Source organism: Oribacterium sp. oral taxon 078 str. F0262 (assembly GCF_000160135.1).
In the GTDB taxonomy this organism is placed as follows: Bacteria; Bacillota; Clostridia; order Lachnospirales; family Lachnospiraceae; genus Oribacterium.
On record NZ_GG729935.1, the window covers coordinates 260,875 to 282,386 of the forward strand.

A 21,512-nucleotide genomic window follows, 5' to 3' on the forward strand; every position below is an offset into this window, starting at 1 on the left:
GATTACTGCTCTTCGCCGTCTTCCGGGTCCTCCCCCTCTTCGGCTTCCTCCTCGTCCAGTGAAAGCACCGGCTCCGTCTCCGCGGGCTCTGCGTCCTCCGCCTCGCCGAGACTTGCCGCAAAGTCGGAATCCTCGGAGAGATCCTCCTCAAGCTCCGTCTCGAGCTCCGCCTCCAGCTTATCCTCCGGCTCCTCGTCCACAAGCTCGCCGTCCCTGAACTCCTGCTTCGTATAGCCATAGGAGGCGAAGTTCTCCTCCTTTCTCCCGAAGCGGTTCTCCCCGCCGGAGAGCAGACGATGCATATCCTGGTTCGCGTCGTAGAGATCCTCGGTGATCTCCACCTCATTCTTCTTCTCGTCCAGCACTCTCATGTCGAGGCAGAGCGCCTGCATCTCCTTTAACAGGACCTTGAAGGATTCCGGGACGCCGGGGGCCGGTATATTCTGTCCCTTGATGATCGCCTCATAGGTCTTCACACGGCCCGCGACATCGTCGGACTTCATGGTCAGGATCTCCTGAAGCGTATAGGCCGCGCCGTAGGCCTCGAGCGCCCAGACCTCCATCTCCCCGAAGCGCTGTCCTCCGAACTGTGCCTTACCGCCGAGGGGCTGCTGCGTGACGAGGGAGTACGGTCCCGTGGAACGCGCATGGATCTTATCATCCACCAGGTGGTGGAGCTTCAGATAGTGCATGAAGCCGATCGCAGTCGGCCCGTCGAACATCTCCCCGGTGCGGCCGTCCCGGAGCTGGACCTTTCCGTCGACGCTGATCGTGACGCCCTTCCACTCCTCCCTGTGCTCAAGGTGCTTTCCGAGGTAGTCATATACCGCCGGGTCCAGCTCCTCCTTATGCTTCTTCGAGAAGTCCTCCCAGGACTCATTCACATAGTCATTGGCGAGGATCAAAGTCTGCTGGATATCATTCTCATCCGCCCCGTCGAAGATAGGCGTGGAGACATCGAGCCCCAGCGCCTTCGCCGCGAGAGAGAGATGGAGCTCCAGAACCTGTCCGATATTCATTCGGGACGGCACGCCGAGGGGGTTCAGGACGATGTCCAGCGAGCGGCCGTTCGGGAGATAGGGCATATCCTCCACCGGAAGCACGCGGGATACGACGCCCTTATTTCCGTGGCGGCCGGCCATCTTATCCCCGACTCCGATCTTCCTCTTCTGCGCGATATAGATGCGGACGGACTCGGAGACACCGGGGGCGAGCTCATCGGAGTTCTCCCTCGTGAAGACCATCGTATTGATGACGGTCCCATAGGCACCGTGCGGCACCTTCAGGGAGGTATCCCTGACCTCTCTCGCCTTCTCTCCGAAGATCGCGCGGAGCAGTCTCTCCTCCGCCGTGAGCTCCGTCTCCCCCTTCGGCGTGACCTTTCCGACCAGGATGTCCCCTGCCCGGACCTCCGCACCGATCCGGATGATGCCGCGCTCATCCAGGTTCTTCAGGGCCTCCTCCCCCACTCCGGGGACATCCGAGGTGATCTCCTCCGGGCCGAGCTTCGTATCCCTCGCCTCGCACTCGTACTCCTCGATATGGACCGAGGTATAGACATCCTGCTGAACCAGTCTCTCGGAGAGGAGAACCGCGTCCTCGTAATTATATCCCTCCCAGGTCATAAAGCCGATGAGGGGATTCTTCCCAAGGGCGATCTCCCCCGCGCTCGTGGAGGGGCCGTCCGCGATGATATCCCCCTTTTCCACATGCTCATGGGGGGAGACGATCGGCTTTTGATTGTAGCAGTTCGAGGGGTTACTGCGGACGAACTTCATCAGCTTATACTCGTCCAGCACCCCGTCCTTGTCCCTCTTTATGACGATGCGGTTCGAGGCGGAGACCAGAACCTCGCCGGAGTTCTCCGCCACCACACAGGCTCCGGAATCCACCGCGGCCTTCGCGGACATTCCGGTGTCCACCACCGCAGGCTCCGTCACCAAAAGCGGCACGGCCTGCCTTTGCATGTTCGAGCCCATCAGGGCGCGGTTTGCGTCGTCATTTTGCAAAAAGGGGATCATGGAGGTCGCCACGGAGAAGACCATCTTCGGGGAGACATCCATCATGTCGATCGACGCCTTCGGAAAGGCCGAGGTCAGCTCCCGGTATCTCCCGGAGACGCTGTCGTTTACGAAATGCCCCTCGGAGTCGATGGGCTCGTTCGCCTGCGCGACGCGGTAATTGTCCTCCTCGTCCGCCGCAAGATATACCACCCGGTCCGTCACGACCGGGTCCTTCGGATCGGACTTATCCACCACGCGGTAGGGGGACTCGATGAAGCCGTATTCATTGATCCTGGCATAGCTCGCAAGAGAATTGATAAGTCCGATGTTCGGGCCCTCCGGCGTCTCGATCGGACACATCCTGCCGTAGTGCGTGTAGTGGACATCCCGCACCTCAAAGCCCGCCCGATCTCTGGAAAGCCCGCCGGGTCCGAGGGCGGAGAGCCTTCTCTTGTGCGTGAGCTCCGAGAGCGGATTGTTCTGATCCATGAACTGGGAGAGCTGAGAGGAGCCGAAGAACTCCTTCACCGACGCTGTCACGGGCTTTATGTTGATGAGGGACTGCGGCGTGATCTCCTCGATGTCCTGCGTGGACATGCGCTCCCTGACCACTCTCTCCATGCGGGAAAGACCGATCCTGTACTGGTTCTGCAAAAGCTCCCCCACCGCGCGGATCCTTCTGTTTCCGAGATGATCGATATCGTCGGGATTTCCGATCTCCTCCTCCAGATTCATGCAGTAATTGATGGAGGCAAAGATATCCTCCCTTGTGATATGCTTCGGAACCAGCTCATGGATATGCTTCTTCACGGCCTCCCGGAGCTCCGCCTCGGAAGCCCCCTCCATTTCATCGAGAAGCGCGCGAAGTGCCGGATAGTAGACAAGCTCGCGAATTCCGAGGGATGCGAGATCGAAGTCCTCCGGAAAATAAGAGGAGGCGTCCACCTGCAAAGAGGAAAGGACCTTCTCCTTCCGGCTCGGCCCGTCAATCCAGACATAGGGAACACCGGCGTTCTGAATCTCCTCCGCCTTCTCCCGGCTCAGCACGGTCCCGGCCTCTGCAAGGAGCTCTCCGGTTGCGGGATCCGCCACGTCCTCCGCGAGGCTCAGACCGCGGATCCGGTTTTTGAAATGAAGCTTCTTATTGAACTTATATCTTCCGACCTTCGCAAGATCATAGCGCCTCGGGTCGAAGAACATGGAGCGGAGCAGGGATTCCGCGGAATCCACGGAGAGGGGCTCTCCCGGACGGATCTTCTTATAGAGCTCCAGAAGGCCGTCCTGATAATTGTCAGAGGGATCCTTCTCAAAGGAGGCGAGCAGCTTCGGCTCCTCCCCGAAGAGCTCGATGATCTCCGCGTTCGAGCCGATGCCCAGGGCGCGGATAAAGACCGTCACCGGGACCTTTCTCGTCCTGTCCACACGGACAAAAAAAACATCGTTCGAGTCCGTCTCGTACTCGATCCAGGCGCCCCGGTTTGGGATAACGGTGCAGGAGTAAAGCTCCTTTCCGAGCTTGTCACGGTCAATGCTGTAGTAAATTCCCGGGGAGCGCACGAGCTGGGAGACGATGACCCGCTCCGCGCCGTTGATGACGAAGGATCCGGTCTCTGTCATGAGAGGGAGATCTCCCATGAAAATCTCATGCTCGTTGATCTCGTCCTTGTCCTTATTGATGAGGCGAACCTTGACCTTGAGCGGCGCGGCATAGGTGGCGTCCCGCTCCTTGCACTCCTCGATCGTGTACTTCTTCTCCTCCTCGCAGAGCTTGAAATTCACGAATTCGAGGCTCATGTGACCCGCGAAATCCTGGATCGGGGAGATGTCGTCGAACGCCTCCCTCAGCCCTTCCTTCAGAAACCATCGATAGGAGTCCTTCTGAATTTCGATGAGATTCGGCATCTCCAGAACTTCCTTGCTCTGAGAGAAAGTCATTCTGACGTTTTTTCCGGTTCTCACCGGGCGCATTTTGCTTTTTTTCATTGACCGTTCACCCCTGCTGTTTCGGACGGGTTTCCCCACCTTCTCGTTGAAATTCACAAAAAAGCTTGTCATATACCGTCCTGAGCGGTATAATCGAGAAAAGCAGCATGCTTTCTTATCGTTTTTTCGCGAATCAGGTTCTGAATTTTCTGACAATCAGGGACGTCTGCCTGAGACAAGCCAAAAAAGGGCACACTTATCCCCTGCACCTCCATGAAGCCAAAATCGCAACTTTCATTTTAACATCCTGAAAATGGGATGTCAAGAATTCCCCTGCTCTTTTCCGCACGGAGCGGCCTTGACCCATAAGGCCGTCCAAGCCGCCAAAAAGCCTTTCCTCTGCGCCTTCAGACTGCACAGGGGAAAGGCTTTTGAGCGCGAAAATACCGATAAGGATAAGTCCCTCCGATGGGCCTTTACTTCCTCCCGGAGGCGATGCGATCGCGGAGTCCCGAGAGAAAACCCTTCTTCGCGGGCGGCTCCGAAACGGCACCCCCCCGGACGGATTTGATGGAGCGGATATAGAGCCCGGAGGCCGCGACCTTGACCTCCTTTTTCAAAGGGAGAAGCTCAAAGACCTTCGGCTCCGCGATAAAGGTCATGACTCTCGGTCCCACCTTCGCCTTTACGATCGGGAGCCTCGAGAGCTTAAGATAAAACGGCGTCTGCGCTCTGACCTGCTCCGGGAGTCCCGCCCGGACGGCATCCGCAATCCGCATCTTTTTTTTATCAATGACAAGGATGGAGACATCCATCGTGTTCGCTTCGATGAGGGGCTGCTGCTCCTCCTGCTTCTTCTGCATCCTTCTTCCGAGAAAATAAAGTGCGACCAGAATAAGCAAAAGGACAAAGAGAATCGAAAAGAGCGCGGTCAGCACCGTCCCGGCATGTATCGCAAGCATAGAGAGCCTCAACTTTCCAGATAAATATTCCTGCCGGAAGCACCGGCAGCGCAGCAGCTGTAAATCCCCTTGGCGTCTGAATCATTCTACTATTCCAAGGGTGAAATTGCAATGCTGAGTTCACAGTCGCAGATCGCCTCTCCGTATTGGGAAATGCGGTAGCTGAGTGAAAGTCTCGCATCCCCTCCCGTGAAATTCCCTCTTTCCAAAAGGATACTCTTCGTCTCAAAGCTTAAGTCCATAGAGCCGGCCGGAGTCTCATAGCGCACCGTATGCTTCCTTCCGCTCTCGTAGAACAGGCTCTGTCCCTCCTGCCAGTTTCTGGTCACGGATACGGAGGGAGTCCGAAAGTCGATGAGCATCTCATGATGGATGCCGTCCAGAAGATAGGTGAGGACCGCATCCTCCTCTCCCAGGCGCATCACAGCCCTGGCCTCATGCCGAATCAGCTCCGTCTCCCCATCCACAGTCTGCCTGGTCTCCATCAGGATCCTGACCTTCATGCCGTACCCCGTCTCCCCTGCCTGATTTCCCGCCGAAATCACAAAACCCTGCTTCCCGAAGGAAGCAGGGCCTTGTGAAAAAGGAGAAAGGAAAATCATTCATACATTTATTATGTCCCTATCCTAGCACAGTCGCCCGTAAAGTGTGTGAAATATAATCGAAAAAAAAGTTATGGAATTCTTAAATCATCTCTTTCCCGACTTTTTCTCCCTCTCCCCCGTCTTCCGCTCTCAAAAAAAGTGCAAATCCCATCCCCGCTCCTTCGCGTTTTCAAAAAAGCAGGGAGAAGTCAGAGCGAGCTTCCCGGCCTTTGACAGGCGCTGTCAATCAGGCGCTGGATCAGTTCTCTCTTCCCTATGCCCTTTGCCTCCCAGAGCATGGGATACATCGAAATCGCGGTAAAGCCCGGCAGTGTATTGATCTCATTAAAGACCGGTCCGTCCTCCGTGAGGAAGAAGTCCACTCTGGCGAGGCCATAGCCGTCCACCGCGGCAAAAATCGCCTTTGCCGCGCTTCGGATGAGCTCCGCATTCTCTGCATCAAGCTCGGGGTTCACATCCGTCACGGAATCCGGATTATTGTACTTTGCGTCATAGTCATAGAAGCTTGCCGCCGCGCGGATCTCCCCCAGGCCGCTCGCGTGGATCTTCATATCAGGGCCGCGGAGGAGCGCGCACTCCAGCTCCCTCCCATAGACCGTCTCCTCTACGAGAAGCTTTCTGTCCACCTTCGCGGCGGCCCGCAGGGCATCCGGCAGCTCCTCCCGCTTCTCCACGCGGCTCACCCCGCAGGAGGAGCCCGCATTGGCCGGCTTCACAAAGACCGGGTACTGAAAGGACTTTTCGACCCTGTTTAGAATCTCCTCCATCCTCCCGAGCTCCGCCGCATCGACGGGAAGGCAGCGGGCCTGGCGGAGTCCGAGCTTCTTGAGGGGCTGCGCGGCGATCACCTTCGTGAAGAGCTTGTCCATGGAGACTGCGGAGGCGAGGACACCGGAGCCGACATAGGGGATGCCGGAGAGCTCAAAGAGCCCCTGAATACTGCCGTCCTCTCCGTATTTTCCGTGCAGGGCCGGGAAGATCACATCAATCCTTTGGAGACGGCTGCTCCCGTCCTTCTCAAAAATCAAGAGAGAGCGAAGAGAGGCATCCGGGAGAAGCATCGCCCGCTTCCCCTCCCTCCAGCTTCCGTCTTCGATCGAGGAGAGATCCTCGGCGAGCCGCCATTCCCCCTCCTTTGTGATGCCGAGAAGCACGAGCTCGTAGCGCTCCCTGTCGACATCCCTCGCGATATTCTGCACCGAGCGGCAGGAGACCTCGTGCTCTGTGGACCTGCCGCCGAAGATTACCAGTAAAGTCTCTTTCTCTCTCATTGATCTTCCCTCAGATATCTTCCCTCAAAAAAGGCGGACCGAGACGATCCGATCCGCATAAATTCCTGTCCTCTCCCTATGCCGGTTTTTCGATCTGTACGATCGCGGTCTTCTGCATCGGAATGCGGCAGTTTTTATTGCCCCCGAACTCCACGATCACCGTGTCGTCCGTCATATCGATGATGACTCCGTAGAAGCCGGAGCTTGTGAGCACGGTATCCCCCACCGCGACGGAGGACAGCATCTCCTGCTGCTTCTTCCTCTCCTTCTGCGAGGGACGGATGCCGATGAAATAAAACATCCCGCAGATCACGACAATATATAAGAGCCAGCCGACATTACCCATAGATCCCATGATATTTCCTCCTCTAAGCAGCGCTGCGGCTGCTCCGCAGTTCGATCAAGGCCTTAATGATAGCACAGTCGAGGATTGATTTCCAGCGGCAAGTTCCCGGAAGCACAGCGATTTAAGGCGCCTGTCTCCGACCTCCCGCTCCTCTCAATCTCCCTCCGAGAGACTCCGCAGCGTCTTCTCCTTGAAGTCCCGGAAGCTCCCGCTCCGGATGCTCTCCCGGATCTCCTCCATGAGCCGATTATAAAAGTAAAGATTATGGAGGACGCAGAGCCGGAGTCCGAGCAGCTCCTTTGCCTTCAGAAGATGACGGATATAGGCCCGGGAATAGCCCCCGCTTCTGCTCCCGTCCTCTCTCCTCCTCCCCGCACAGACCGGGCAAAGGCAGCCCTCCTCGATCGGCCTATGGTCCTTCTCATAGCGGAGATTCAGGAGATTCCTTTTCCCCTGATGGGTATAGACATTTCCGTGACGCCCATTTCTCGTGGGATAGACACAGTCGAAAAAGTCGATGCCGCGCTCCACCGTTTCCAGTATGTTTTCCGGAGTTCCCACGCCCATCAGATAGCTCGGCTTCTCTCTCGGAAGATGCGGAAGCACGAGGTCCAGGATGCGGTACATCTCCTCATGGCTCTCCCCCACTGCGAGCCCCCCGACCGCATAGCCGTCCAGATCCAGGGCGCTGATCTCCTCCGCATGCCTGATCCGGATGTCCCCGAGTATCCCTCCCTGATTGATCCCAAAGAGAAGCTGCTCCTTATTCAAGGTATCCGGAAGGGAGCGAAGCCTCTTAAGCTCCTCCATGCAGCGGAGAAGCCAGCGGGTCGTTCTTTCGACGGAGGGCTCGATATAGTCCCTCTCCGAGAGGGCGGGAGGACACTCGTCGAAGGCCATCGCGATGGTGGAGCCGAGCATGGACTGGATCCGGATGGACTCCTCCGGCCCCATGAAGATCCTCCTCCCGTCGATATGGGAGCGAAAATACACCCCTTCTTCCGTGATCTTTCGCCCCGTCCCGGAAAGACTGAAGACCTGGAAGCCCCCGGAATCCGTGAGGATCGGCCTCTTCCAATTCATAAAACGATGGAGGCCCCCCAGCTCCCGGATCAGCTTCTCCCCCGTCCGGACATGGAGGTGATAGGTATTGGAGAGCTCCACCTGCGTCCCGATCTCCTCCAGATCATCCGAGGACAGGCCCCCCTTGATCGCCGCCGCGGTCCCCACATTCATGAAAACCGGCGTCTCGATCACACCGTGCACCGTCTCCATATGGGCAGACTTAGCTCTCCCCTCCTCCGCTACGATCTCATACCGCAAGCTCTTTTCTCCTCTCCTCTTTCGCAAAAAGAGGGAGGGTCTCTCTCCCCAGGCCGGAGAGACCTTCCCCCTTGATCCGGGTTTTCCTCTACCCTTAACCCTTTTTCTTCTTTGTCTTTTGCTTCGGCTGCTGCGCCCTCTGCTCCGCCGCCGCCTTTTCTCTTCGCTTTTCGGCAAGCTGGACGAAGTCATACCAGAGCGGTCCCGCGATCATGACGGAGGACCAGGCGCCGGAGACGATACCGACCATCAGGGGCATCGTGAAATCCCGGATGGAGCTCACGCCGAAGAGGAAAAGCATGAGGACCGTGATAAAGGTCGTGAGCGAGGTGTTGATCGAACGGGTCAGGGTCTCGGAGACCGCCATATTCACGGAATCCCTGAGATTCTTCCTCCCTCCCGGCTCATTCAGGTTCTCGCGGATCCTGTCGAAGATGACGATGGTCGCATTGATCGAGTAGCCGACGATCGTCAGCACACAGGCGATGAAGGTCGAGCCCACCGCCCAGCGGAAGACCGCATAGAAGGTGATCGTCACGAGAACATCGTGCGCGAGGGCCGCGACGGAAGCCGATGCGAACTTCAGATCCTTAAAGCGCACCCAGATGTAGATCAGCATGAAGAGAATCGCGATGAGAAGCGCCCAGGCGGCGTCTCTCTTCATCTCCAGAGAGACTGCCCCGGAGATATTCTCCGTCGTGATCTTCTGCTCATCCACAGAGAATTTCTCCGCGATATCCTTGTAGAGCTCTGTCCTCTCATCCGTCGTCAGGGTCCGGGTCTTTATGATAACCTCATTCGTCCCCGCGACCTTTGAGGCCTGTGTGGAGGAGTCCCCTCCCGTCACCGCCGTAAAGACCGGGACGAGCTCCTTATCGATCTGATCCAGGGGGAGATCCTCATTCAAGGTGATATTCGTGGAGGAACCGCCCTTAAAGTCGAGATCATAGTTAAAGAGATTTCCGATGCTCCTCTTATTCATCCCCATCGCGACAAAGCCGCTGAGGATGAGCACGGCAGAAAGCAGATAGGCGACCTTTCTCATGCCCACAAAGTCGATGAGCTTCGCCGGCTTTTTGATCCCGTAGAGCTTCGGGGAGGAAGCGCCGAGCGTCAGGAAGCACCACATGAAGCCTCTCGTCACAAAGAGAGCTGTGATCAAAGAGACGACGATACCGATCGCCAGGGTCGTCGCAAAGCCCTTGACCGTCCCGGAGCCCCGGAGATAGAGCACCGCCGCCGCGATGAGCGTCGTGATGTTTCCGTCGAGGATCGCGGAGAGCGCCTTGCTGTAGCCGGCCTTGATCGCCTTCTCCACCGTATTGCCCTGTCCGAGCTCCTCCTTGATGCGGGTGAAGATGATGACATTCGCATCCACCGCCATTCCGATGGAGAGGATGATGCCCGCGATGCCGGGCAGAGTCAGCGTCACCTCAAAGGCCTGCAAAAGCACCATCTCGAGTCCCACATACATGAGGAGCGCAAAGGACGCGGAGAGACCCGGAAGGAGGTAGAAAATCAGCATGAAGAGCATGACCAGGGAAAGCCCGATCGCCGCGGCCTTCAGAGAGCTTGTGATGGCCTCCTGTCCGAGCGTGGCGCCGATCACATTGGAACGAAGCTCCGTAAGCTTAAGGGGAAGCGCCCCGATCCGGATGGTGGAAGCGATGGTCGAGGCCTTTTCATAGCTGTCCATCCCGGTGATGGAGGCCTCCCCTCCGGTGATCGCTTCCTGCACGGTAGGAGCGGAGATCGTCTTCCCGTTGTAGACGATGTAGAGGGGCTTTCCGACATTATCGGATGTGGCCTGCGCGAACTTCTTCGCCCCCTCCTCCTTAAAGGCGAGGCGGATAATGTATTCCTTATTATTGTTTTGGTTCGTCATGGCCGGGGACGCGGTCTTCACATCATCTCCGGTGAGGAGCACATTTCCGCTCTGATCCTTGAACTGGAGAGATCCGGGCTCTCCCAGCTCCTTCAGGATCTCATTCGCATCCGTCGCCCCCGGGATATCGATATTGATCCGGTTCGCGCCCTCCTGGTAGACCTGAGCCTCCGTGGAGTAGCTCTGCGCCTTAAGCTGAAGCTTATAGCGGGTATCCGACATCTGCTCCGCCGTAGGATTCGGCTCATCGGTCTGATAGGTGATGGAGACACCGCCGTTCAGATCCAGTCCGAGACGGATAGTCGGTGCGCCGCGATAGCCGAGAAAGCAGAAGCCGGCCGTCGCAAAAAGCAGAATGAGAAGCAGCAGAAACGCTCTTGATTTCCTCTTCATTTTCGTATCTTCCTTTGCATAATCCATGATTTTGATCCGCCGCTTCCCCCCGCGGCAAATCAGCGCCTTTTATCTTAACATAATCTTAATGAAGATTCCACCTTTCTCTTTCTCAGTGGCTGAGAAGGAAAAGAGTCGAGAGGAAGATGGATGCCAGATAGAGCCCAAGGGGGAGAGCGATCGCGAGCGTTTTTACGCCGAGAAGACGCCGGAAGATCCAGATCGAGGAAACGATATCCAAAGGGAAGAGAAGCTGCGCCAGGGAATTGAGAATCACAAGGAGAAGTGAAATCTCCTTCCGGCGGAAGCTTCGAGATAAAAGCCTTATCGCAAGCAGCTTTCCGGGCAGTATCAGAAGCCAGATGAATATAAAGAAGCTAAGCCCCACCGCGATCGCCACAATCCCGCCGACAGCCATGACGTTGCTGATTAGGACCGGAATAATAAGCCAGGGGCCAAAGAGAGGACTTGTGCCAAGCACCACTCCGGCCAGGGGGAAGGCGAGAAGGCCGCAGATACAGACTCCGAGAGAGCCGAGCATCAGGATAAAGCTGAGCGGGAAGAGCCCGTACTTATATAGGAGGAGCGAGCTCTCCAGAAACTGCGGCTCGGAAGAGCGCCTTCCATCAAAAACCATCTGCCTTATCATAAAGGAAAAGAGAAGGAGGAGAAGGATAAGGAAGGGGACAGACGAAAACAGAAAGCGCATTCCCCCATCTTCTTTTCTGCGCTGAATGGAGAGGCAGAGCGCGGAAAGCGGGAAAAAAAGGTAGACGAAGAGAATATAGAGAAGCTGCGAGAAATGAAAACCGATATACCGTTTAAGCTTAGTTATCATACTTCCTCCCATCCAGTGAAGCTCTCCCTCCGAAAGCATGCCTGATAAGAGCGGCAAAGAGAGAAAAAAGCAGAGAGATCGCATAGAGCAAAGCGCCGCTTTGAATCATGAGATCCCCGATATTTACGATGGAGCGCCGAAAGCTCCCGATCCGGATATTGAGGTAATCCGTGACCCTCCCCCTCCGGATCCGGTCGATGACATTGGAAGCGGCTCCGCCGATCGCGAGAGAGATCCCGAGCTTCCTCACAAAAAATCTCCCGGGGCAAAGCGCGCAGAAAAGCTGCAGTGCCCCCAGCAAAAATGCCGTGATGGAGAGAGAGGAGAGCTTCACAAACTCCGGCTTATCCGACATGCGTCCCATCGAAAAGCCGGGATTATGGGCCCGGACGATCCGGATCTTCCCTTTGGTCCCGGGCATGTCCCGCGGGAAATTCTCCTCCGGCTCCCCGTCGATCCGATGCTTTACGGCCTGATCGAGTCCGCAGAGCGCAGCCGAGGCAAAGAGAAGGCGCGGAAATTCCGGACTGCTCCTCCAGAGGAGACCGAGCCCGAAAAGCCTGCGAAGCATTCTTTTTTTTCTCATGAATTTCTCCCTTCTGCCCTTCTCCTCCGCCTGACGCGGTTGATATGTCTCTCGAAATCCCCGCTTTTTAAAAGCTCTGTGAGGAAATACTGGTCGAGAACCGGAACCGTACAGGAGTAGGCGGAAATCCTTTTCGAAAGCTCTCCCGCTCTCTCCCGGGGGAGCAGCAGATAGCCGACCCGGATGGACGGTGCAATCGTCTTCGAAAAGCTGTTCACATAGATCACGAGCCTCTCCGGCTCCAGAGAAAAAAGCGTATCCTCCGTCTTTGTGGAGCCGGAAAACTCCGAATCAAAATCATCCTCTATCACAGTGACCCCCCTCTCCCTCGCAAAGCGGATATATTCGTGGCGCTTGGAGGCACTCGCGATCACGCCGCTCGGATAGCTGTGAAAGGGTGTGACGTGGAGAACCTCGGCCCTGCTTCTCCGAAGCTCCTCGCTCAGGATTCCCTCCCTCCCGAGCCGAAGTCTCTCTATCCTCGCCCCGCTGTCCGTATAGACCTTCTCGATCATCCGGTAGGATGGATCCTCTATCCCGTAGAGCTTTTCTCTCCCTAGCATCTGCACGATGAGCAAATAGAGATACTCCGCCCCGGAGCCAAGGAGGATCTGCTCCCGGGAGACCCGGATTCCGCGGCTTCTGCGAAGATAGGCGGCGATCGCCTCCCGAAGCTCCGGAATCCCTCCCCCGGGGGACTTTCTGAGAATGCGCTCCCCGTATTCCGATAGGGTTCTCCGCACCGTGCGGGCCAGGATCGGATAGGGCATCCCCTCGCCCTCCCCGCTCTGCCGCATTCCCTTCTCTCCGCTCTCCCTCTCCTCCCCTTCCCTTCCTCTCCTCTTCTCATCCTCCCCGCCGCTTTCTCTCACCGGAAAGGAATCGCTCTCCCGGTAGGAGACAAAGAAGCCGCTCCTCTCCCTCGCCTCGATATAGCCCTCTTCCTCGAGGAGGCGGCAGCAATGCTCCACCGTGATCACGGAAACCCCGTGCTCCTCCGCAAGAAGCCGCTTCGAGGGAAGTCTCTCCCCCAGGCGATATCGCCCCTCCGTGATATCCTCCCGTATCTCCCGGTAAAGCTGAAGATAACGGGGCAGCCGTCTCTCCTCCATACTCCTTCCCTCATGATTTCTATCATATCCCCGTAAAGAAGACGGGAAATCGGATCCCTGAGAGCGGTTTTTCGCTCTTTTCCCGCGGGCATGCTGTTTTTGGCATGAATTCAGTATAGCAGAAAGTTCCGGTTTTTCCCAAGGAAATACAGCTCCGTTGGCACAAAATACTCTGATTTTATAACCGCATGGCGGGCTTATCTTCCAATGTCTTATCCCGATTCCCGATCTCCAAATACCGCCTTGAGCGGGCAGAAGCACTCCCCCTGTCTCTGCCGATTACGCTGAATTTCTACCGTTCCGGAAGAGAAATTGTGCCTTCTCCCCAGCAAAATACCTGAAAAAGCACTGTTTTCACGAAAATAATTTCAATACTTGTCAAGCTTTCCTCCTATCCCTTATACTAAAGATAACGAATTCGTTTTTCACTGTCGACGGCAGCTTTTTGGAGCCGATATCTCTCGGAAGCTTTTTAAAGCTTTTCGATCCGTAATGCCGGGGTCTCCGGCGCGGCCCTTTTCCATCCGGTCCTTTGCCGCCCCCCATGCTCCTTTGATACCGGCTTTCCTTCGGGACAGTTGCAAAGTCCCAAAGAGGCGGAGTTCCTCCGTCTTCCCGGCCGAGCTTCGGGGCGCGTCTCCTCGAGATCTCCAGAGAGCGAGGAAGCCGCTTTCCCGATTGCTCAAAACCATTCTTTCTTTTGCACAGGGCGGCAGGAGCTCAGGATTTCCATCCACCCCGGGGAGTCCGCCCCCGTGCATTTTCGGAGATCACTATGTCCAGCCGAAAAGCCTCGAAAAACGAAAAACTGTCTCAGCCTGATACCGCAGTAAGCAGAAGGCAAGGGCTCTCCGGAAAGGAGAAGATCCAAAAAGCGGGCTTCCCGGCCTCTGACAGTTCCCTTCCCGCTCCGCCTCAATGGGAGACTCCAAAGCACGGACTCTCCCGCATCGCCCAGCTCGATAAGGCGAAAAAAGAGGGCGCAAAATACCGGGAGCAGAAAGAAAAGGAGCGGGATCAGAAAAAAGCGGGTCAGAACAGGTTCAGTGAAAAGCGGCAGAACGCAGGACGCCGCTCTGTGGACTCCACAGCTCCTGAGCTGCAGTTCTCCCAGACTCTGATCGACAGCTTTTTCGAAGAGAGAGAACCCATCCCTCCTCTCAGTGATGAGGAGAAGAGGGAAATCTACCGGCTTGTGAATGAATACTATCAGGAACACCCGCCCAGAGGTTCCGATTACCTCGTGAGCGGGGCGGCCTTTATCTGCAAGTATTGCCAGGAGAGGAACGGAAGCTGCAAACCCATGCAGATTCTCTATCCGGATCACGGCGTCTATGCGGACGGCGGAAGCTCCGCTCTTCTGAGCTCCCGGGACCGAATCGACAGCGACACGATCTGCGGGATCTGTCCCTATCGGCCGCAGTCCACCGCCAATGACTCCAACCTCTCCGATACCGCCTTTTGTAAAAACGCCCCGCACTGGTTTCGCACAGCGCCGGTTTTCCTCCGAGACGGAGGCAGAGCACTCACGATGGACTCCTATACCATCTGTCAATATCATCCCGAGGCTCTGATCGTCCCGATCTCCTCCGGGCAGGAGTATATGAAAAAGGTCTGGATCAACGAGCATGAGGGGAATCCCATCATTATCGTCCCCGGAATCATGGGAAGCCGCCTGTACCGAAGTGAGACCGAGTTCACGGCGGAAAACCGCATCTGGGACCCCCAGGCTTCCCTAAGCTATATTGACCGCATTCCGTCAGCTATGGCGAAAGTCGGCATCTATCTGAAACCGAATTCATCATACTCCCTCTCGGTGAGGCCCTGTGAAAACCAAAATTACAGAAAAATAATCTATGCTCAGGGGAGTGTGAAGAAATACGGCAGAGAGTATGGGGCACAGGACTCCGCCAAGGCTTTGATCGACGGGCTCTGCGATCGCAGGGAACTTCGAAATCGAAGGATCTATTTCTTCAGCTACGATTGGCGGAAAAGCAATCTGAGCACCGCGCTGAAGCTCCGGGATTTTATCGAAACGCTCTGCCGGAGAGACGGCTATGAGAAGGTAGATCTCATCGGACATTCCATGGGAGGACTTGTGATCTCCGCGCTCTATGCGGGAATCTCCGCTCTTCCCCTGGCAAAAGGAAGCTGGTATATCGATCGCTCCATCCGCTCTAAGATCGGAAAAATCATCACTCTGGGAACACCCTATGAGGGAGCGCCCAAGCTGATCCAGGCGGTTTTGACGAAGGAGGTCCTGGGGAACGAAAAAGAACTTGATATTAAGACTGGGATCGGAAATTCCCTGCTCGAGTCCTGGGGAAATCTGTCTCAGGAGATCAAGTCCGCCTTCCCCGGCATCGCAGAGCTGATCCCCACAAGGCGATATGTGGAGGCCGGCAATATCTTTCAAATGAACCTCGATCTTGATAAAAAATATGGGATGGATATCCCGCAAAGGCTCCTCCTTTATCGGATGAGCCCCGTTTCCTATCCAAAGTATCTCCATTTCCTCCGAAGGATATGGAGGGAAGATCAGATCCGAGGCGTACTGTATTTTCAGGAACTGATTCGTGAAAACGGGGTAAATGTTCTCTACCACTGCCCCGACGCCTTTTTCCTTATCGGGACGGACCTTCCGACCCCTTACCGGCTTGTTTTCAGTGTGAGCGGTGATCGGCTGGGAGATGTACTCTATGACGAGGATGAATTCGAAAAAAAGAAAAAGAAGGAGGCCAAGGAAAATGAAGGCAAGGGAAACGAAGATGAGGATGAGAAGGATAATAAAAACAGCGACGATAAAGCCATAGACTGGGAGAAAACCTGCGGAGACGGAACAGTCCCTTTTTTCTCCTCCAGCATGGGATTTAAAGTATTCGAAAGGGACAGGAGAAGAGAAAAAGAGAATATGAGAAGGTTCCGCCTGTACAGCAAAGGAAAGCATGTGGAGCTCAGTTCCAATTCCGATTGTTTGCGTGATAGAGGAGGGAACAGCATTATCGATAATATCGTGAATATCCTAGTCAACGGTGCGATGATTCCACTGAAAAATGAGAAGAAACAGAAAGAAGAGGGGAGGGCATGATGAAATCCGGATTTTTAACGTTCTTATCCCGCTGCCGGGCTTTCCTCCTCAGCTTTTCTCTTCTTTCTCTCCTCTTCCTATCTGCGCATTTTCTCATAGTGGCTCAGTCCGATTTCCTCTTCACGGTAGAGCACTCCTCCTCACACTTCCTTCTTCGCTTCCTTCACCTCCCCATCCCGGATGACACACACTATGCGGTGTTTCACGCTCTCCCTGTCCCCATCCGAGTCTCCGGCCTGGAAATGTTTCTTTTAGGGCCAAAGCTTGATGCGAAATCTGATGTCACGCCGGCTGTGCTCCATACCTATCTGAACGCCGACTACTTTTCTTCCAGGGAGATTCCGGATCCCCGACATTATAAGAAGTATCGCTTCACGAGCAGAAAAAGCTTCTGGTACTGGAGAAATCCGATCGATCCGAACTTTGAAGAGAATCTGGCGCTGATTCTCCGGATATTTGAGGAAAGAAACTATATTTCCTCTGCCAGATTTCAGATCGAAAGGATCGAAGAGCTCTCCGTCATATGGAGTGAGAAAAAAATCTACCTTTTGCATGGAGACAAACTTACACGAGTCTTCCTCTGCCAGAGAGGCGATTCCATCATAGGGACCCGCTTTATCCGAGGGGGATGATCCCCACAGCCCGCTTTTCTCTGTCCTCCTGCCCGGGAAAGGAGCCCCGCCATGTTTTTTCTTCTGAAAGCGATCTTCTTTTTAAAGCTATTTTTGCAAAAGCACAGAAAGATACTCCTCCTGCTCCGCCTCTCTCTGATCTACCTCCTGCTCCACTTCCTGATCGTCTCCAATTCCGATACCCTGCTCCGCCTGCGATGGCTTCCTCCAGGCGGCTTCCTGCCTCCCATAGTTGATCTCAGCTTCTTACATCCGGATAAATACTACGCCGTCTCCTGGGGCAGAGCCTATGAGCTTTATTTCTGGGAAAAGCCCTTCCTCCTCTCTTTTCAAAAAGAAGAAGAGCCCATCAATTCATATTTTATCTATGCCTCAGCATCCGAACAAAAAAGGGATCTGGATCGGCAGTTATTTTACCTCCGTCTCGATGACGGAAGACTGGCAGAGGTCTCGACAGAGATTGGAGATCCCTCCTATGGAAAGGAGGATCTGTATCTCTCCGTTCAATTTTTCAAAGAATATGAGTCCAATTTCCTCAACGATTATGTAATTACGCATCACAAAAATACCTGCATCCTTCAGGGATATTTCAAAACTCCCTTTATCCTCCGGGATGGGAAATTCAAGCCCCTGCTCCCGCCCCGGACAGATCTCTATGGATTTGAGGAAGTCATCTTTCTGAAGAAATGGAGCCTAGAACGCGGGGTCGAAGATGTTATTCTTGACTAACCCAGCAGCTCCATGCCAGAATGTCCCTGTTGTGAGGGAGTAGCATACGCGCTGCGCAGCAAGTCAACATACTGGCCGGATGGCCTGGCTTGCTTTAAAATGCGAGACTCATGTACACCTATGCTGTACATGAATCGGAAAAATCAGGATTTCGAGACAGGTACGGCAACCGCTGTACCTGTTTTTATTATCGGGAGAATTCAATTCCATGGAGCTTTTATTTATGCTAAACAGCGCGGCCCTCGGAGCGGGACTCAGCGCAGACGCCTTCTCCGTTTCTCTGGCAAACGGTATGAACGAACCCGGGATGTCCGCAAGGAGGATGAACACCGTGGCCGCAGTCTACGCCTTCTTCCAGTTTCTCATGCCCCTTCTCGGCTGGCTTTTCGTCCGGAGCGTCGCGGGGATCTTCCTCTCCTTTCAGAGGCTGATCCCATGGATCGCCCTTTCCCTGCTCCTCTATCTGGGCGGAAAAACGCTCCTTGGAGCCTTTCTCCCGAGGCCTGAGGAAGCAGATGCCGCGGAAAAGCTGAGCGGAAGCGAGCTCATATTACAGGGCATCGCCACCTCTATCGATGCGCTCTCCGTCGGCTTCACCTCCGCAGCCTACAGCATAAGCTCCGCCCTTCTCTCCTCTCTCATCATCTCCGCCATCACCTATCTCTTATGCTCCTTCGGAATCCGAGTCGGGCGGAAATTCGGGACCGCCCTCTCCCGAGGCTCCTCCGTCCTCGGAGGCCTGATCCTCATTCTGATCGGGCTGGAGATCTTCCTCTCCGCCTCCTTCTGAAAAAGCCCCGGAAGGACTAAATCATAGATCAATTTTATGCATCCTCGTGAAACTTCACTTCTTCGAAGCGAAGGACTCGGCTTCGCCCGGCCGGCTTCAGCCGATCTCCCTTCGCAAGACACTTCTTCTTGAGAAGGCACCAGTATGTTCCAAACTGCCGCCCTGCCTGTTTGTCTGTCCGCGCACAGGCCGTCTGACGCCCCGGCGTTTAGCGATCTGGTTTCTTAAGATCGCTTATGCGCCGCTGGTCGCGGCAGCCGGAGCGGGAGCGTCCTGTGCCGGGCGGATATGGCGCGGAGAATGCAAACTGCCTTCCGCTGTAAAAATCCGTAAATTATGCTATGATTAGGCCCGGGCTAAGCAGATCGGGAAAGGAGAGCTCATGGGCGGTTTTTTTGCGGCGGCGCTGAAGGAAGACTGTATCTTCGATCTTTTCTTCGGGACGGATTATCATTCTCATCTTGGCACCAGGCGGGGCGGTCTCGCGGCCTTTGACAGGAAGAACGGCTTCTGCCGCTCGATCCACGATATCGGAAATTCCCCCTTCCGGACGAAATTTTCCGCAGAGCTGAACGAGATGAGGGGGAATCTCGGGATCGGCTGCATCTCCGACTATGACCCCCAGCCTCTCCTGCTCCGCTCCCAGCATGGGAGCTACGCCATCGCGGCCATCGGAAAGATCAATAATCAGGAGGAGCTCCTCCGGGAGATCTGCCGGGAAAACCGCCTGCACTTCTTCGAGATGACAAGCGGAGAGATCAATCAGACGGAGCTCGTAGCGGCCCTCATCAATCAAAGGGATCATCTCGTGGAGGGGATACGTTATGCGCAGGAGAGGATCGACGGCTCCATGTCAATTCTCATCCTCACGAAAAAGGGCATCTATGCGGCGAGGGACTTATACGGCCGGACACCTGTCATCCTCGGCCGGAAGAAAGAGGGCTTCTGCGCCTCCTTCGAGTCCTTCGCCTATTTGAATCTCGGCTACCGGGACTACCGGGAGATGGGTCCGGGGGAGATTTCCGTCATAACGCCGGAGGGCGTCACCGTTCTCGCAGAGCCGGGGAAAAGGATGAAGATATGCAGCTTTCTCTGGATCTACTACGGCTACCCCTCCTCAAAATATGAGGGGGTCTCTGTCGAGGCGATGCGCTGCCGCTGCGGGGCCATGCTGGCGAAGCGGGACATAATGAGCCGGGAGGACGCAGACATCGTCGCCGGCGTCCCGGACTCCGGGACAGCGCATGCGATCGGCTACGCCAACGCCTCCGGCATTCCCTTCTCCCGCCCCCTGATAAAGTACACTCCCACCTGGCCCCGCTCCTTCATGCCTCCCACTCAGAAAAAGCGGGAGCTCATCGCGAGGATGAAGCTCATCCCGGTGAAGGATCTCATCGAGGGAAGGCGCATCCTTCTGATCGACGACTCCATCGTCCGCGGCACCCAGCTTAGGGAGACGGGGCAGTATCTTTTTGAGACGGGGGCGAGGGAGATCCACGCCCGCCCCGCCTGTCCGCCTCTCCTCTTCGGCTGCAAATACCTAGGCTTCTCCCGCTCCGGCTCTGAGCTTGAGATGATCGCAAGACGGGTGATCCGTGAGGAGGAGGGGGATGCGGCAGAGGAAAGCGTCCTGAAGGACTATGCGAATCCGGACAGCGAGCGCTTTCGGATGATGCAGAAAAGGATCTGTGAGAGAATGCATTTTACGAGCCTTCGCTATAACCGCCTGGACGATACGCTCGCCGCAGTCGGGATTCCGGCGGAGAGGCTCTGCACCTATTGCTGGAACGGAGAAGAATGAAGGAGGATACCGCCTTTACTGTCTCTCAGAAGGAGGAGGAGAAGAGCTTGCCGGAAAAGAGCAGCGGGTTTTTAAAAGAGGGAGAGGCGGGAAGCGAAGAAGAGACCGGAAAGGATATCTTCTCTTCCCTCCTTCTCCGCTGGTTCTCCCTCCACGGCCGGGATCTTCCGTGGAGAGAGGAGCCCAGTCCCTACCATGTCTGGCTCTCGGAGGTCATGCTCCAGCAGACCAGAGTGGAGGCCGTAAAGGGATATTACCGGCGCTTCCTCAGCTCTCTTCCGGATATCCCCGCCCTTGCGGCCGCGGAGGAGGAGCTCGTACTGAAGCTCTGGGAGGGGCTTGGCTACTATTCGAGAGCCAGAAATCTCCAAAAGGGTGCGAGGCTTCTCGTTTCCCAATACGGCGGAAAGCTGCCGGAAAGCGCGGAGGAGCTCCGGAGGATTCCGGGAATCGGGGACTATACCGCCGCTGCCATTGCATCCATCGCCTTTAAGGAGAGGATCCCGGCGGTCGACGGGAATCTGCTCCGGATATTTTCACGTCTCACAGCCTGCGGGAGTTCTATGAAAAGCAGCGCGGCGAAGGAAAGGGCGCGGCTCTATTTTCTGGAGAGAATACCGGATCCCCCGGCAAAGAAGCTCGTCTCAGAGGCCCGGGCACGCTATGGCTTCCTGCATGACAGCAGGGATTTTTCGGATCCCGGAAACTTCAACCAGGCCCTGATGGATCTCGGCTCCTCCGTCTGCCTGCCAAACGGCACGCCGCGCTGCGCCCTCTGCCCCCTGAACCGGCTTTGTGCTGCCCATAGGCTCTCCCGGGAGGAGGACTTTCCCGTCCGGGAGGAGAAAAAGCCGAGAAAGATCGAAAAGCTCACCGTTTTCCTCCTCCGAAGGGGCGGAAAAAGTGCTCTTCGGCGGCGCCCCGGGAGGGGACTCCTCGCGGGGCTCTATGAATTCCCGAACCTGAAGGGGCATCTCTCCGAAGAGGAGGCGCTCTCCTCTATGAAGGAGCTCGGCCTCCGGCCTCTTCATATCCGAAGTCTTCCGGCGGCAAGACATATTTTTACACACCGTGAATGGGATATGATCGGCTATGAGATCCGACTCGATGAGCTTTCCCCGGAGCAGGACAGCTTAATCTTCTACGAAAATGAGGAGATCGAGAAGAAGCTCTCGATCCCCTCGGCTTTTTCCGCCTTTTTGAAGGAGCTGTGAGCCGGAGCAGG

Annotated in this window: 16 protein-coding genes; 6 read left to right on the top strand and 10 right to left on the bottom strand. The window is 55.8% G+C overall.

From position 1 onward, the window contains the following. Window positions 1-2 precede the first annotated feature (2 nt). From rpoB to pdxR, 10 genes are all read right to left on the bottom strand, one after another. Window positions 3-3,986, bottom strand: a complete 3,984-nt coding sequence (gene rpoB / locus GCWU000341_RS08635) for a DNA-directed RNA polymerase subunit beta (protein WP_081443181.1) — start codon at window positions 3,984-3,986, stop codon at window positions 3-5. Between the two features lie 416 nt (window positions 3,987-4,402). Continuing rightward, window positions 4,403-4,888 (bottom strand): hypothetical protein, encoded by a 486-nt coding sequence (locus tag GCWU000341_RS08640; protein ID WP_009215551.1) that lies wholly within the window; start codon window positions 4,886-4,888, stop codon window positions 4,403-4,405. An 89-nt stretch (window positions 4,889-4,977) separates the two neighbouring features. Beyond that, window positions 4,978-5,391: a DUF1934 domain-containing protein gene (locus GCWU000341_RS08645; RefSeq protein ID WP_196794830.1), complete on the bottom strand. Its 414-nt coding sequence runs from the start codon at window positions 5,389-5,391 to the stop codon at window positions 4,978-4,980. Between the two features lie 290 nt (window positions 5,392-5,681). Continuing rightward, window positions 5,682-6,764 carry a D-alanine--D-alanine ligase family protein gene (locus tag GCWU000341_RS08650; protein ID WP_009215553.1) on the bottom strand — a complete coding sequence of 361 codons (1,083 nt, stop codon included), beginning with the start codon at window positions 6,762-6,764 and terminating at the stop codon, window positions 5,682-5,684. A 76-nt stretch (window positions 6,765-6,840) separates the two neighbouring features. After that, window positions 6,841-7,110 carry a preprotein translocase subunit YajC gene (gene yajC, locus GCWU000341_RS08655; RefSeq protein WP_009215554.1) on the bottom strand — a complete coding sequence of 90 codons (270 nt, stop codon included), beginning with the start codon at window positions 7,108-7,110 and terminating at the stop codon, window positions 6,841-6,843. A gap of 153 nt (window positions 7,111-7,263) precedes the next feature. Then, window positions 7,264-8,433 (bottom strand): tRNA guanosine(34) transglycosylase Tgt, encoded by a 1,170-nt coding sequence (gene tgt, locus GCWU000341_RS08660; RefSeq protein ID WP_040654070.1) that lies wholly within the window; start codon window positions 8,431-8,433, stop codon window positions 7,264-7,266. A gap of 94 nt (window positions 8,434-8,527) precedes the next feature. Beyond that, complete coding sequence (locus tag GCWU000341_RS08665) at window positions 8,528-10,711, bottom strand: protein translocase subunit SecDF (RefSeq protein WP_040654071.1); 2,184 nt, start codon at window positions 10,709-10,711, stop codon at window positions 8,528-8,530. Window positions 10,712-10,823: 112 nt separating this feature from the next. Then, the gene (locus GCWU000341_RS08670; RefSeq protein ID WP_009215557.1) at window positions 10,824-11,549 is read right to left on the bottom strand and encodes a hypothetical protein; all 726 of its coding nucleotides are present in this window, start codon (window positions 11,547-11,549) and stop codon (window positions 10,824-10,826) included. Beyond that, the gene (locus tag GCWU000341_RS08675; protein WP_009215558.1) at window positions 11,539-12,135 is read right to left on the bottom strand and encodes a signal peptidase II; all 597 of its coding nucleotides are present in this window, start codon (window positions 12,133-12,135) and stop codon (window positions 11,539-11,541) included. The genes GCWU000341_RS08670 and GCWU000341_RS08675 overlap by 11 nt, the downstream gene beginning before the upstream one ends. Beyond that, window positions 12,132-13,247, bottom strand: a complete 1,116-nt coding sequence (gene pdxR, locus GCWU000341_RS08680) for a MocR-like pyridoxine biosynthesis transcription factor PdxR (RefSeq protein WP_009215559.1) — start codon at window positions 13,245-13,247, stop codon at window positions 12,132-12,134. The genes GCWU000341_RS08675 and pdxR overlap by 4 nt, the downstream gene beginning before the upstream one ends. Window positions 13,248-14,022: 775 nt before the next feature. Between pdxR and GCWU000341_RS08690 the strand changes: the two genes are divergently transcribed. From GCWU000341_RS08690 to GCWU000341_RS08715, 6 genes are all read left to right on the top strand, one after another. Continuing rightward, window positions 14,023-16,335 carry a lipase family alpha/beta hydrolase gene (locus GCWU000341_RS08690; protein WP_009215561.1) on the top strand — a complete coding sequence of 771 codons (2,313 nt, stop codon included), beginning with the start codon at window positions 14,023-14,025 and terminating at the stop codon, window positions 16,333-16,335. Continuing rightward, entirely contained in the window at window positions 16,332-16,967 is a 636-nt protein-coding gene (locus GCWU000341_RS08695) for a hypothetical protein (RefSeq protein WP_009215562.1), read from the top strand. The genes GCWU000341_RS08690 and GCWU000341_RS08695 overlap by 4 nt, the downstream gene beginning before the upstream one ends. A 51-nt stretch (window positions 16,968-17,018) precedes the next feature. Next, entirely contained in the window at window positions 17,019-17,696 is a 678-nt protein-coding gene (locus tag GCWU000341_RS08700) for a hypothetical protein (RefSeq protein WP_009215563.1), read from the top strand. A gap of 208 nt (window positions 17,697-17,904) precedes the next feature. Next, the gene (locus GCWU000341_RS08705; protein ID WP_009215565.1) at window positions 17,905-18,486 is read left to right on the top strand and encodes a manganese efflux pump MntP; all 582 of its coding nucleotides are present in this window, start codon (window positions 17,905-17,907) and stop codon (window positions 18,484-18,486) included. Window positions 18,487-18,868: 382 nt separating this feature from the next. Continuing rightward, window positions 18,869-20,287: an amidophosphoribosyltransferase gene (locus GCWU000341_RS08710; RefSeq protein ID WP_009215567.1), complete on the top strand. Its 1,419-nt coding sequence runs from the start codon at window positions 18,869-18,871 to the stop codon at window positions 20,285-20,287. After that, window positions 20,284-21,501: an A/G-specific adenine glycosylase gene (locus GCWU000341_RS08715; RefSeq protein ID WP_009215568.1), complete on the top strand. Its 1,218-nt coding sequence runs from the start codon at window positions 20,284-20,286 to the stop codon at window positions 21,499-21,501. The genes GCWU000341_RS08710 and GCWU000341_RS08715 overlap by 4 nt, the downstream gene beginning before the upstream one ends. Window positions 21,502-21,512 lie beyond the last annotated feature (11 nt).

Excerpts from the sequence above, each read along its gene's own strand:
- GCWU000341_RS08695 (WP_009215562.1), top strand. The coding sequence starts at position 16,332 with ATGATGAAATCCGGATTTTTAACGTTCTTATCCCGCTGCCGGGCTTTC.
- GCWU000341_RS08690 (WP_009215561.1), top strand. The coding sequence starts at position 14,023 with ATGTCCAGCCGAAAAGCCTCGAAAAACGAAAAACTGTCTCAGCCTGAT.
- yajC (WP_009215554.1), bottom strand. The coding sequence starts at position 7,110 with ATGGGTAATGTCGGCTGGCTCTTATATATTGTCGTGATCTGCGGGATG.
- GCWU000341_RS08705 (WP_009215565.1), top strand. The coding sequence starts at position 17,905 with ATGGAGCTTTTATTTATGCTAAACAGCGCGGCCCTCGGAGCGGGACTC.
- GCWU000341_RS08650 (WP_009215553.1), bottom strand. The coding sequence starts at position 6,764 with ATGAGAGAGAAAGAGACTTTACTGGTAATCTTCGGCGGCAGGTCCACA.
- GCWU000341_RS08640 (WP_009215551.1), bottom strand. The coding sequence starts at position 4,888 with ATGCTTGCGATACATGCCGGGACGGTGCTGACCGCGCTCTTTTCGATT.
- GCWU000341_RS08665 (WP_040654071.1), bottom strand. The coding sequence starts at position 10,711 with ATGAAGAGGAAATCAAGAGCGTTTCTGCTGCTTCTCATTCTGCTTTTT.
- GCWU000341_RS08715 (WP_009215568.1), top strand. The coding sequence starts at position 20,284 with ATGAAGGAGGATACCGCCTTTACTGTCTCTCAGAAGGAGGAGGAGAAG.
- GCWU000341_RS08710 (WP_009215567.1), top strand. The coding sequence starts at position 18,869 with ATGGGCGGTTTTTTTGCGGCGGCGCTGAAGGAAGACTGTATCTTCGAT.
- rpoB (WP_081443181.1), bottom strand. The coding sequence starts at position 3,986 with ATGAAAAAAAGCAAAATGCGCCCGGTGAGAACCGGAAAAAACGTCAGA.
- GCWU000341_RS08645 (WP_196794830.1), bottom strand. The coding sequence starts at position 5,391 with ATGAAGGTCAGGATCCTGATGGAGACCAGGCAGACTGTGGATGGGGAG.
- GCWU000341_RS08670 (WP_009215557.1), bottom strand. The coding sequence starts at position 11,549 with ATGATAACTAAGCTTAAACGGTATATCGGTTTTCATTTCTCGCAGCTT.
- GCWU000341_RS08700 (WP_009215563.1), top strand. The coding sequence starts at position 17,019 with ATGTTTTTTCTTCTGAAAGCGATCTTCTTTTTAAAGCTATTTTTGCAA.
- GCWU000341_RS08675 (WP_009215558.1), bottom strand. The coding sequence starts at position 12,135 with ATGAGAAAAAAAAGAATGCTTCGCAGGCTTTTCGGGCTCGGTCTCCTC.
- pdxR (WP_009215559.1), bottom strand. The coding sequence starts at position 13,247 with ATGGAGGAGAGACGGCTGCCCCGTTATCTTCAGCTTTACCGGGAGATA.